The organism is Mameliella sp. MMSF_3455, from assembly GCF_030733205.1.
Lineage (GTDB): Bacteria > Pseudomonadota > Alphaproteobacteria > Rhodobacterales > Rhodobacteraceae > Antarctobacter.
This window is the reverse complement of record NZ_JASHJL010000055.1, coordinates 18,934-31,117: the sequence shown is the minus strand read 5'-3', so window position 1 is coordinate 31,117 and position 12,184 is coordinate 18,934. Positions and strand designations below refer to the sequence as shown.

13 protein-coding genes are annotated in these 12,184 nt (G+C 65.1%); 1 reads left to right on the top strand and 12 read right to left on the bottom strand.

Annotation, left to right across the window (positions count from 1 at the left end; all coding sequences use genetic code 11):
* Window positions 1-946: 946 nt before the first annotated feature.
* Complete coding sequence (locus tag RBB42_RS25100; RefSeq protein WP_305970573.1) at window positions 947-1,876, bottom strand: DUF2493 domain-containing protein; 930 nt, start codon at window positions 1,874-1,876, stop codon at window positions 947-949.
* A 630-nt stretch (window positions 1,877-2,506) separates the two neighbouring features.
* Here RBB42_RS25100 and RBB42_RS25095 point away from each other — a divergent pair.
* On the top strand, window positions 2,507-2,896 hold the full coding sequence (locus RBB42_RS25095) for a thermonuclease family protein (protein WP_305970533.1): 390 nt from the start codon (window positions 2,507-2,509) through the stop codon (window positions 2,894-2,896).
* Window positions 2,897-2,943: 47 nt separating this feature from the next.
* On the opposite strand, the gene RBB42_RS25090 is transcribed toward RBB42_RS25095, so the two are convergent.
* The 11 genes from RBB42_RS25090 to RBB42_RS25040 form a co-directional block, all read right to left on the bottom strand.
* Window positions 2,944-3,450 (bottom strand): JAB domain-containing protein, encoded by a 507-nt coding sequence (locus tag RBB42_RS25090; RefSeq protein ID WP_305970532.1) that lies wholly within the window; start codon window positions 3,448-3,450, stop codon window positions 2,944-2,946.
* Window positions 3,447-4,199: a phosphoadenosine phosphosulfate reductase domain-containing protein gene (locus RBB42_RS25085; protein WP_305970531.1), complete on the bottom strand. Its 753-nt coding sequence runs from the start codon at window positions 4,197-4,199 to the stop codon at window positions 3,447-3,449. The genes RBB42_RS25090 and RBB42_RS25085 overlap by 4 nt, the downstream gene beginning before the upstream one ends.
* Window positions 4,183-4,566, bottom strand: coding sequence for a hypothetical protein (locus tag RBB42_RS25080; RefSeq protein ID WP_305970530.1), 384 nt, complete (start codon window positions 4,564-4,566; stop codon window positions 4,183-4,185). Before RBB42_RS25080 ends, RBB42_RS25085 begins: the two co-directional genes overlap by 17 nt.
* Window positions 4,567-4,589: 23 nt before the next feature.
* On the bottom strand, window positions 4,590-4,820 hold the full coding sequence (locus RBB42_RS25075; RefSeq protein WP_305970529.1) for a hypothetical protein: 231 nt from the start codon (window positions 4,818-4,820) through the stop codon (window positions 4,590-4,592).
* 218 nt (window positions 4,821-5,038) lie between these two features.
* Window positions 5,039-5,767: a DUF736 family protein gene (locus RBB42_RS25070; protein WP_305970528.1), complete on the bottom strand. Its 729-nt coding sequence runs from the start codon at window positions 5,765-5,767 to the stop codon at window positions 5,039-5,041.
* A gap of 116 nt (window positions 5,768-5,883) precedes the next feature.
* Entirely contained in the window at window positions 5,884-6,162 is a 279-nt protein-coding gene (locus tag RBB42_RS25065) for a hypothetical protein (protein ID WP_305970527.1), read from the bottom strand.
* Between the two features lie 81 nt (window positions 6,163-6,243).
* On the bottom strand, window positions 6,244-6,522 hold the full coding sequence (locus RBB42_RS25060) for a DUF5983 family protein (protein ID WP_305970526.1): 279 nt from the start codon (window positions 6,520-6,522) through the stop codon (window positions 6,244-6,246).
* A 2-nt stretch (window positions 6,523-6,524) separates the two neighbouring features.
* Window positions 6,525-6,797, bottom strand: a complete 273-nt coding sequence (locus RBB42_RS25055; protein WP_305970525.1) for a hypothetical protein — start codon at window positions 6,795-6,797, stop codon at window positions 6,525-6,527.
* A complete protein-coding gene (locus RBB42_RS25050) occupies window positions 6,798-7,289 on the bottom strand; it encodes a DUF6915 family protein (protein WP_305970524.1) in 492 nt (163 codons plus the stop codon).
* Window position 7,290: 1 nt separating this feature from the next.
* Window positions 7,291-7,677 (bottom strand): DUF6878 family protein, encoded by a 387-nt coding sequence (locus RBB42_RS25045; protein WP_305970523.1) that lies wholly within the window; start codon window positions 7,675-7,677, stop codon window positions 7,291-7,293.
* 125 nt (window positions 7,678-7,802) lie between these two features.
* A complete protein-coding gene (locus RBB42_RS25040) occupies window positions 7,803-12,062 on the bottom strand; it encodes a strawberry notch-like NTP hydrolase domain-containing protein (protein WP_305970522.1) in 4,260 nt (1,419 codons plus the stop codon).
* Window positions 12,063-12,184 lie beyond the last annotated feature (122 nt).

Sequence of the window (12,184 nt, the reverse complement as noted above, 5' to 3'; positions counted from 1 at the left end):
GTGGCCGGGCGGGGCTGCTCTTGTGGACGGTATCGCAGCCGTCGGACGCACGGGTGAAAAGGCGAGGCTCACCGGGCGACGGTGCCGCCCGATGACCGGTGACGTTCAGGCGAAGAGAGACTCGCTGACATGCCCACAATGCGCGCAGACTTCCCGCCATTGAAAGTTGACGCTCCCGCCATCTATGGTTTCCCAGTCGGTCCTCAACGCGTCTCTACCGCAGACCGTGCAGGGGACGGCATAGCCGCCACTATCGTGATGGTCCCTCCCGGTGGCCGTTCCGGGCTGCGTGGTACCTGTGCGGTCGCACTGCCGGCAAAGGTCGTCCTCGGTCTTGGTCTAGTGAGTCATGATCTCATCTCCAGATGTTCGGGAAATCACCACGGGAGTGTGGTGGCATGGCCGAATGTCTGGTTCACCGAATCTATCCGGGTCAGGGACGGCGAAAGCCGCCGGCGTGCCGGGCGCAAAAATTTTCCGGGCGCGTCGCTCACCGCGGGCCCGTCATCAAACACCGGACCGACGCCCCCACCCCCTCAGCCCTCTCCGAAAAGTTTTGCGATCCTTGACGCGGGCGGGTTCGGGGGCCATCCGGAGGATATGCTTCCACGCTCATGTGTGTGCGTTTTGACGGTAGGTTTGCCCGACCCGAGCAGGCAAAGGGCGCGACCGGACGCGGGAGCCGGATGGAGCGGCGGGATCGTTTTGCTCAGCAAAACAGACCAGAGCGTAATCCGGCGGAGCGGCCGGGGAGCGACGTGCTCGCGAGACGGGCAAACCGGGACGCCGGGTGCGACGCCGCGGTGAGGTCGCATGGCCGAATGCGCGATCGGCCAGGGGCCGATATCGCCTCCGCGACACGCGCGGCCGGGCGGCAGAGGCCGTCAGTTTACGGACAGGCCGATGGAAACGACGAAAGGGCCGCCCGTAGGCGACCCTCTCTCATTCACTCGTCTGCCGTCTTCTTCGCCGGGTCGGCGACCCGCATGACGGTCAGGCCCTTCGCCTCGGCCTTCTGCCCGAGGTTCAGCGCCACCCCGTTGCCGCCGAAGAGCACGACCCCGGTCGCGGCGAATTTGTCGTCCAGCATCTCGTCGTTGCATTTGAACGGGGCGGCACGCCCATGCGCGGACCAGCGCGGATCGAAGCGCGCCTGCGCGACGCCGCGTGCGCGAGCCCAGCGGGCCGCGATCATCTCGGCGCCATGCTTGCCGCCCTTGTGGCAGAGGAAGATCTCCTGATTGCGGTTCTGCCGGATCCGCTCCCGAACCTTGTCGAGTGTCGAGAAGATGACATCGATATCGGTCCAGTCCGTCGCGCCGGAGACGATCAGGGGAACCCCCTCGACCTTCGACTTCGCGGCGGTTTCGCGATCATGTTGCTCCAGCAGCTGCCGGGCCTCGAAGACCGCCCCGGTCTCCTGGGCGCGAAGGCTTGCCCGGGATCCCGCGGCCGGGATGAAGGCGTGACCGGTCTCGACCTCGTAGCATTCCGCCGCCGCCTCGCTCATCACTTCGATGGCGGCGACGATCTCGCGGAGTTGCAGGAAGCGTCCCTGCGCTTCTTCGAGGGCCATCTCCGCGATCTCCGATCCGTCGTGCGATTTTGCCACGGCACCGATCTTGTCGGCCGTCCGGTCCAGCTCCTTCGCCAAGGCGACCTTGCGGCGCTGCAGGATGGTGGCGAGACCGTGCGCCAGCGGTTCGATCTCGGCCTCAAGACCGGTGCCGCGCAACTGGCCGAGCAGGGCCTCGAAAGTCTCGCGGACGATGCTGTCGGTCAGGACGTGATCCTCGGGGATGGGCAGCTCCGCGTCTTTCTCCGTCAGGCCGAACAGTTCGATGGTCTCGTAGGCGTTCGCGTTCTCGTAAGTCATGTTGGTGTCTCCAGATGTTCGGGGAACCACCACGTGAGTGTGGTGGCATGGCCGAAAGTCCGGTTCTCCGAATTTGCCCGGGTCAGGGACGGCGAAGCCGCCGGCTTGCCGGGCGCAAAAGTTTTCGAGGCGCGCCGTCGCCGCCAGCGCGGCGGCGCGCACTGGACCGACCTGCCCACGCGCCCCGCCCTCGACGAAAAGTTTTGCGATCCTTGACGCGGGCTGATTCGGGGGCCATCCGGAGGATATGCTTCCGCACTCATGTGTGTGTGTGTGTGATTGACGGCAGGTTTGCCCGACACGAGCAGGCAAACGTCGCGACCGGACGCGGGAGACGGATGAAGCGGCGGGATCGTTTTGCCTCGCAAAACAGACCAGAGCGCAATCCGACGGAGCGGCTGCGGAGCGACGTGCTCGCGAGACGGGCAAACCGGGATGCAGGGCGCAACGCCGCGGTGAGGCCGAATGGCCGAATGCGCGATCGGCCATCGGCCGATATCTCCACCGCGACACGCGCAGCCGAGCGGGGGAGGCCGAAAGGCAGGGGGCGCTTCGGGCCAACTGATGCGACAAGGGTCCGAGAGTGATACGCCCGGAAGAATGTGGACCCACCTGCAGAGAAGGCGGAGGTTGAAATATCTGATCCCGGTCGCCGTTGTCCTGCTGACATCACCGGCCATCGCGCAGGTGCAGATCCGGGACGCCGACACCATCGTGGTCTCTGGAACACCTGTGCGCCTGAACGGGGTCGATGCACCCGAACTCGGAACGCGGGCGGGCCGGGACGCCAGGCGCTGGATGGTGAACTACCTCGGTGGCCGTTCGATAGAATGCGAGCTCAACGGCGAGCGGACCCATGACCGATGGGTGGGCATTTGTTACGCCGATGGCGAGGACATCGGCGCCGCGCTGATCGCGGCCGGTCACGCGCTCGACTGTCGGAGATATTCCGGAGGTCGGTATGCCCATCTGGAGACGCCGGCGGCGCGGTCGCGGATCAGGCGGGCGAGCTACTGCTAGCGATACGACTGGCAAGTGGCGGTTGCACGGCATTCCAGTGCGCAAACTTAATCAGACAACATCCCCGCAGCACGCATGCTGAACGTGTTCCTCTCCCGTCCGAAGCCGACGATGATGTGATCGTGGATGACGATCTCCATCACCTTGCAGGCTTCCACGATCTTCCGTGTGAGATCGATATCGGTCTGGCTCGGATGCGGATCGCCGGAGGGGTGGTTGTGGCAGAGGATGAGGGCAGACGCATCGAGAACGAGGGCGGAGCGGAGCACCTCGCTGACATAGACCGGGACATGATCGATGCTGCCACGTGTCATGACCCTGTCGCGGATCAGCCTGTTCTTTCGGTCCAGCAGCAGCACCCGAAACACTTCGACCCGCTCGTGGACGGCGCTGAAAGCCAGGTAGTCGGTCAGCATGGTCCAGGACTGCAGGGCAACGGTCGAGCGGGCATGCCTGCGCAGGATGGTGCGGGCGGCGTCGATGGTCGCGATCTCGGCTTCGGAAAAGCCGGGCGCGCGCTGGTCGGCGGTCTCTTTGGGGTCATGCAGGGTCATGCGGCCTCCAATCGGTCGAGCGTTTCTCGGAGGCTCGTCCCATCGGAACGCAGGGTGTGGCCGATCTCGTCTTCGAGCGCGATGTAGGTGGAAAGGAGATCTGGCCTCAGCCGTGCGGCACATTGAAGATCGGCAAGCGAAGACATGATGCAAAAGCTGCAGGACAGCCGCGACATGCCGCGGCCATAGGCCCAATGCGGCTCCTGCCCCGCCGCGGCGATGGTGTGGAACACCTCCCGCCGGGTCAGGCCATGGATCGGCAGCCAGTCGATCCAGGTCCGTCCCGCCACGCTGCCCCGGGCGTTCCGGCTGACGACAGGACGGCTCCGGCGTGCGGCGCTTTCCTCGGCGCGCATCCCCATCGCACTGATGATCTGCCCGGCGAAGCGGGAGTTGGCCGCGAGATAGCGGCGCAGCTCGCGCTCGATCGGACCGCGCTTCTGGTCGGATGTGCATTGGCGGTATCGCGGGGATGGGAACATGCCCCGGGCCCAGACCATCTCGAAGAACGACCGGCGCGGTCGTGCGATCACCAGCGGCAGGCCGAACGTGGTCTTCCTGATATGGCTGATCGTGCCCGGCCATTCCACCTCGCCGAGGGTGGCATGGACGATGAGGAGTTGGTCGTGCGGGATTCCGGCCTCGACCAGCCTGATCGTCATGGCCTGGCTGTCCTTGCCGCCGGAATGGTTGATCGCCACAAGGGCGCCGCGCTCGATCATATCGGTGATGTCAGCCGGAATGCGCATCGGAACCTCCGAACATGGCGGTCCAATTGTCCCCGGCACCCATCTGGTCCTGGCGTTTCAGGACGGCGAGACGGTTCATCAGATCCATGATGACCGACGTGGTCGGGTGATTGGCCCGATGGCCTCTCTGCGGCCGGCCGAGGCTGGGATGTCCGTATTTGAGAAGGTGCAGCGCCGTCTCGAGCGATGGGACATGCGTCGCGCGGTCGATGAGTTCGCGCGGCAGAGCCGCCGCATGGGCGGCGTAAGCCCGGTTGCGCGCCGCACTCAGCTGGCGACTGCCGATCCGATGGGCGGCATCGACCCATTCTGAGACGTCGGACCAGGTAAGCCGCGTGCCCGGCGTGGTGTATCTATCATGTGTCATGGGAAGCCCTCGATCCTTGCCGCTCAGATCATGCCGGCGATGACAAGGCCGGATTTCATGGAGGGACGGCCGCAGGCCTCGCAGAATCCAGCGCGCTGATCCGGTTCGAGTTCGGCGGTGTGATCGCAATCGGGCGCCATGCAGATCGCGGGCACGACACTATCGAGCGCGTGGTCCTCCAGGAAGTCCGCGACATCGGCATAGCCTTCGGCCTCGGCGAGCGTGACCAGCTTGGGATGGGTGAGATTGAACATGGTTGACGTCCTTCTGTCGGGGTGAAACGAAAAGAGGGGAGCCGCGCTGTCGCGGCTCCCCTCACGGGACCTGCCTCTTGGGGACAGGGGACGCTGGCCGACCGGAGACATGCCGACAGCGCTCCGTCAGACCTGTTTCATGGGAGGAGGATCAGGCCTGCACGGGCGAAAGCGCCCCGGTTGCCCGGGACGCCCTCTCGCTGCGGTAACGCTGTGTATCAGCCGACCAGGGCGAGTCCGGTGTTGTCCGACCGCTCCTGGCCGGCGCTCTCGACGAAGGGAATGATCGAGAAGGTCTGGCCGCCCCGCTGCTCCTCGTTCTGAACGGCGTTCACGCGCAGATCGCCATCGGGCGTGTTGATGAGGAGCGAGACGTAGTCGTTGCCGGTCCGGTTGCTCTTCGCCATCCAGGCCGAGCCCACGCGGATGGGGTGGCCGCGCGGCGAACTGACCTCGATGCGGTAGTCGGGATGGGTCTCCTCGGTCTTGAACTCGTTCTCGATGAGCATGAAGTCGAGATCGAACATCATATTGGCGATGTAGCCGGCAAAGGCGTTGTCGGCATCCATGGCGGTCAGCTCGCCGGAGATCGAGCCGGACTTCATGGTGCCGTTCGAGACCAGCGGGATGATCTCGAACACGCCGGTCATCGCGTCACGCGCCTCCTTGGTCTGCACGGCGTTCACGCGGAAGGGGCCGAGGCCGACATCGATCTGCATCGAGATGTAGGGATTTCCGGTGGTATTGCCGGTCTCGTTCCAGGCCGTGCCGATGCGCACCTTGCGGCCGGACTTGTTCACCGCGGTCACATCGAAGTCCGGGCTCCGCTCGGACATCTTCGTCCGGGTCTCGAGCTGGATGGCGATGTCGAACCGGGTCGAGTGGATCATGCCGGAATAGGCGGTGGCTGCGGTCTCGGCGTTTCTGGTAAGTGTTCCTGCGAACATGGGTCTTCTCCTTGGGTTTGCCGCTGCCCGGCTTCCTGCCAGAGCACGCGGGATTGCTTTTCGACCCCTCATGGGATCGCAAAACCAAAAGCCCTCTTTCCTTTCTCTCCTGCCTGTCAGCCCGGCCCGGCGCCCGAGCGGGTGTCTGACGTTGCCCCGCGCACCTCCCTCCCCTGCGCTGCCACGCCATCATGGCCCGGCGCCGATATGAAGAAGTCGGCCTCGGACCCGTTCAACTGTCGGCCGCTCCGGTCGGTCAGACCGATGGTGCTGCCGTTCCGCACATAGGTGATGAGGTATTGGCCGAGGCCATCCCGATGCACCCGGTAGCCCACGTTCGCCCAGTGGACGGATTTGCCGGCATCCACGGCGGCCTTGATCTCCGCGATGTTCATCTGGATCTCCATTTGAGTGTTGGCGTTGGAAACAGGAGAGGCCCGATCCGCGGATCGGGCCTCTGCACACCCGCATTCGATCTACCAGTCGAAGACCTCGAGATAGGCGACGGGCGGGACGTCCCGATCGAACAGGACGTAGTCGCAGCCTGCATCCATCGCCAACGCCATGACCGTCTTGAAGGCGTCACAGTCGACGCCTTCCGGCAGATCGGCGAGCGTCTCCGGGACGGAAAACAGCCAGCCATACTCGTTCCGCATGGTCGGCGATTTGGCGAAGAGCCCGCTGTCGATGGCCTGGGCGGTTTGCGCGGGCAGATGTGCGGTGCTGCAATCGTAGAACCTGCGGACGTTGCGCATGATCAGCCCCTCTCATCCAGCATGACACCGAAATCAGGCTCACCTGAGGCGTCGTTCGCGTAGATCTCCGCGTGGATGGGCCGCTTCCAGTCGACGGAATCCCCGATGTCCGGATTGCAGTCGATCTCCGCCCTTTCTCCGCCTTTGAAGGTGAGGTGGGCTCGACCCCATTTGACATACCAGTCGGCCACATCGCCCCAGGTCTTCCCCTCGGGAAGGTCGATCGTGCCGGTGGCGGCACAATGCAGCTGCGTTATGATGGTTACGGAAGCCATTCAGGTTACCTCCCCGGTTTCTGCGATTTCCTGTTTCATGAACGACGGCGCCGTGGGCGCCCGCGCTGCCATCCAATCCTTGAGGCCGAGGATCGTCTTGCCGGCTGCCACCTCGGCCAGCCATTCCGCCCGTGGATCGCGGCCGACCTCTGGAGGCGCGTTGTCGATCCTCCCATTCGCCATCCAGGGTTCCGGCTGAATCCGTTTGAGCCAGTCGCCAAGCGAGGGGATGCGGCCCTGGCAGTCCTCGCGGACATGCTGCTCACCGATCCAGCGGGTCGGAATGACGCGGCCCGTGCTATTTGTCAGCGATCGGCCGAACTGGCGTTCAAGCTCGAAGATCCCGAGGGCATGATGACGGTGGGCGCGATGAACAAAGAGCGCGAGGTGCTCTTTGGATGAGTCGAACCAATCATGCAGGCATTGATAGTCGGACGGCTTTCCGCCGAATTTCCGCGCGGAGCTTTCGGCATGATGCAGAGGATGGGCCATCTCAAAGCCCCTCGTCATGGCTGTGGGAGGTCTCGACATAGCGGTCGGCGTGATCGAGCGAGATGCTGTCGGCGGTGACATCCCAGGTCAGCGTACCATAGCCACCCTCGTTGTTCTCGGAGCCGGGATGCTGGTGATAGGCAACGGACCAGGCGAAGTCGCCAACCTTGGTACAGAGATCGTCAGGGAGCGCGATGCCTGCGGGCTGGACCGTCACGTCCTCGATATTGCCGGAATCGCCGTAGCCTTCGTATTCGGCGGTCACCTCGGTGATGCCGAGGGCACGCAATTGCGGGAGCAGCTCGCTCCGAGCGGCCTTCAGAGCACCTTCACGTTCGGCGCGCCAGTCGGCCAAGATGGTGGCATAATCGATCTGTGGTTTGGTCATGGGTCTCGTCCTCTGGTCTGAGATGGGGAAGGCGCCGAGGGGTCCGCGGACCCGCCACGGCGGCGGAACGCGAGGGGACAAAGCACCCTTCCGCGTTCCCCCTGACCGAGAGCCCGCTTTCCCTTTCAGGCGGCGCGATCAGCCCTGGAGGCTGATCCGTCCCCCACGATCCGGCCCAGGATCGCGGCGGTATCGACACCGTCCCCGTGCGGCACGAAGACCCGGAGCTGGAAAGCGATGATCTCGGTGAAGCACCCCATGGCCTTCAGCCCGTCGATGGTGCCGCGGTCGGCCCCGTCGATCTCGAGCCGTGCCGCGCCCGCGACGCGGCGGCGGGTGAGCGCGAGACCGCGACCGAGATCGACCGGTGCGGTGGACCCGAGGGCGGCCGTCAGCATCTCCTGCGGGGTTTTCGGTGTGCCGACCATGAACCGCGCGCGTAGCGCCGCGGCGCCGTCCTCGCTGACGGTCCGGCCGATCATGCTCCCCTGCCCCTCGGGCGTGACCCGGTAGATGCGCTCGTTGCCCGAGGGGATGTCCTTCCAGATCGGTAGCAGCAGCCCGGTCAGCAGGTAGAGCTTCGTCGTGGTCACCTTCGGAAGGCTGTCGGCCTCCTCGTCCCAGAGGCGGCAGAACTCGGAGGGTTTGATTTCCTCCCAGGCGGAGGCCTGGAACTTCCCTTCCTCGACATAGGTGGATCCGCTCGGCCGGGTCACCTTGCGCATGAGCGTGACGATCTCCTCGTCATACATCTGCATCGGCCGGGACGAGATCAGCGCCGCACGACCGGAGGCGCGGTTGATCATGGTCAGCTTGTCGGGATTCCGGTCCAAAGCCTCCTTGGCCGAGAGCACATGGACAGGGTCCGTCACCTCGAGCCCGATGACCCGTGTCACCGCCCCGGAGCGCGGGCAGGTCCAGAGGTCTTCCACCGAGACCTGTTCGATCCTTTCGCCGCGCAACGTCTCGACCCCGAGATCGAGCGTGCCGGCAGCGCGGGCGCGTTCGGTCTGGTCGGCGATCCGGCTCATGAACTCGGCAAAGAGCGCGTTCTGCATGTGGATCGGCAGCGCCAGGACACGGTTGAGGAAGCGCTGAATCGGCGGCAACTCTTCCAGGAGCACGCCGTCCTGATCGATGAGCCGCAAGGCGGTCCAGTCCGTGAAGCGCTCGTAGCTCATCGCCCCGGCGCGCCCGGCGGCCAGATCGGCGTAGTAGCCGCGCAGCGCACCCCTTGCGATCGGGCTTTCGAGATTGTCCTCCTCGCGGAACATACCCTGGGAGCCGGTCTCGCGCTGGCCCTTGGTGAGCGCGCCGAGCTGATCCAGGCGACGCGCGATGGTCGAGGTGAAGCGTTTCTCGCCATGCACATCCGAGGTACAGACCCGGAAGAAGGGCGCGCTGACCTGCGCGGACCGATGCGTGCGGCCGAGCCCCTGGATCGCCGCATCGGCCCGCCAGCCGGGCTCCAGCAGGTAATGCCGCCGCCGCTTCTGGTTCTTTGCCGTTTTTGCGGCGTGGTAGGACCGGCCCGTCCCGCCGGCATCGGAGAAGATCAGCACGTCTTTCATGCCTTGCATGAATGCCAACGTTTCGGAGGAATTGCTGCTGGCGGACCGTTTCTCGATGAAGAGGGCACCGTCCTGGGATTTCAGCGGCCGGATGGAGCGCCCGGTCACCTCGGCGACCGCCTCGTCGCCAAAGGCCCAGAGAATTTGGTCGAGCGCCGCCGGGATCGGCGCCAGGGACATCAGCTCCATCATCGCCGCGTCGCGCAGGGCCTCGGCCTCGCGCGAGACGACCAGGGCGCCATTCGCATCCCGGAGCGGTTCGGCCACGACATTCCCGTCGATCTCGACGAGTTTCTGGGCATGGATCGGGAAGGCCTGCTCAAGGTAGCTGAGAACATAGTCCCGAGGTGTCAAGGCACCCTCCGCGAGATCATCTTCCGGATCCATCGCCTCCAGCCGGCGCTTCAGCAGGCTTTCGCCTGTGGAAACCACCTGGATAACACAGGCATATCCCTCCGCTACATCCTGCTCGATGGCGCGAATGACGGTCGGGGCCTTCATGCCCAGAAGCAGGTGGTTGAAAAATCTCTGCTTGGTACTTTCGAACCGCGATTTGGCCGCGGCCTTGGCGGCGGAGGCATTGGTCTGGCCGGAGGCGTCGTTGACGCCCGTCGCGGTCAGCGCCGCCTCGAGATTCAAGTGGATCGTTCGAAACGCCGAGGCGAATGCATCGTAGATCTCGATCTGGGCCGGCGTCAGCTCATGTTCGAGCACGTCGTATTCCACGCCGTCAAAGCTGAGCGCCCGCGCCGTATAGAACCCGAGTGTCTTCAGATCTCGTGCCACCACCTCCATGGCCGCCACCCCACCGGCCTCCATCGCCGAGACAAAACTCTCCCGGCTCGGGAAAGGATATTCCGGGCCCTGCCCCCAAAGCCCGAGGCGTGAAGCATAGGCCAGGTTCTGCACGCTGGTGGCCCCGGTTGCCGAGACATAGAAGACCCGTGCCCGGGGCGCCGCGAGCTGCAGGCGCAGCCCGGCGAAGCCCTGCTGGGAGGGTTTGACCCCCCTGCCCTCGTCGGACCCGGCGGCGTTCTGCATCGCATGGGCTTCGTCGAAGGCCAGCACGCCGTCGAAGCCCTCGCCCATCCAGTCGAGAACCTGGCTGAGCCGGGTCGTCCCACATTTGCCCGCCGAGCGCAGCGTGGCGTAAGTGACGAAGAGGATACCGTCGCCCATCGGGATCGCCCGGTCGGGCTTCCATTTAGAGAGCGGCTGGATGTCGGCGGGCGAGCCACCGAGGTCGGTCCAGTCGCGGATGGCGTCTTCGATGAGCGTGGCCGATTTGGAAATCCAGACCGCCTTGCGACGGCCCGCGAGCCAGTTCACCAGGATCAGACCGGCGCATTCGCGGCCCTTGCCGCAGCCGGTGCCGTCGCCGAGGAAATAGCCGAGGCGATAGGCCTTCGCTTCCGGATCGTCGTCGGCGCGGGTCATCCGGGTCTGGTCCTCGTCGATCGTGAACCGCCCCGGCAGGTCGCGCGCGTGGGCATCGTTCGCCATGAGGATTGTCTCGAGCTGCGCCTCCGAGAGATGCCCCTCCTCGATCAGACGTCCGGGCAGGCGCAGATCGGTAGCGGCTTCGCGCGTGGGCGCCGGCGGCGCCACCGAGGCCATGGCGATGCTCTCGACCAGCGGGGTCGGATGTTCCTGGGCCCCCGCGATCTCGATCCGCTGCGGACGGTAGCGGGCATAGATGTCGGAGACGGGCGTGTTCTCGCGGGGCGTGTCGAGGCAGGTGAAGGCCAGCGGGATGGCGGCATGCGATTTGGGTTTGGCATTCGCCGCCTGGGCGATTGGGCGCTCGCGTGTAATAGGGAGACCGACCCGGCGCGACCCACGCCGGGCCTGCGCAGTGGCCTGGATAGTAGGAGTGGCGGGTCGGGTCGCGGCGACATCATCGACGATTTGCCGCGCCGCATCCAGATCATCGACAACCGCGCGGACGCATTCGACCTCCTCCTGCACCTTGTCGAAGACCATGAGCTGGGTTTCGACGGTGGTGCCGAGCTTACGGTATACATGGCCGGGGATCGTTAGCGCGAGGCGCGGTCTTGCAATGGCCGAGGCTCGCGCCCAATGCGCCGCATCCCGCTCCGGTGTGAATCCCATCGGCATGATCGCCACGAGACGCCCGCCGGGCGCGAGGCGCTTGGCAGCTGAGACGAGGTGCTTCGCCGCGATGTGTTTGTCGCGCGACCGATCGACCGAGGAGGCAAAGGGCGGATTCATCACGATGACGCCGGGAAGATCGGGCGACGTCAGGAAGTCGTCGATATGCTCGGCGTTGAAACCTGTCGCCTCGCTCCCGAATACCGTCTCGAGAAGCGCGCGGCGAAAGGGGTCGATCTCATTAAGCATCGGCTTGCCGCCCGCGCGAACGGCAAAACCGGTCAGTGCGCCGGTCCCGGCCGAGGGTTCGAGGAAAGTTTCGCCGGGGCGGATGGCAGCGGCACGCGTGACCAGCACCGCATAGGGCAGCGGGGTGGAGAATTGCTGCAGCCGGATTTGCTGTTCGGAGCGCCGGGTCTCCGTCAGGAGCCGTGAGGCGAGCAGCCTGGCCATTGTGAACGTATCCTGGCCAACACCCTGCGCAATCTGCATCACGGCTGCGGCCTGCATCACGTCATAGGCCATGCGCCAGTCCCATGCGCCGCCGGCATCGCTGCCTCCGAACGTCTCGCGCATGATCCGCGCCAGCGATGAACTTCTGAGGGGCTGGTCTTGGATCTCCCTGGCGATCTGTGACAAGGCCTCCCGGAGGCGGGCTTGTGATGGGATATCGGGTCCGTGCTTGGGGCTTTGATCGGCCATGTCGTCTGTCCTTCAAGTCAGGTTGCGGGTCTGACAGGACAGAAAGCCCCCTTTCCCCTTTCAGGAGGTGGAAGCAGCTGGGAGTTCGGAATGTGGGCAGGTCAGAGAGATCGGACCCCGGT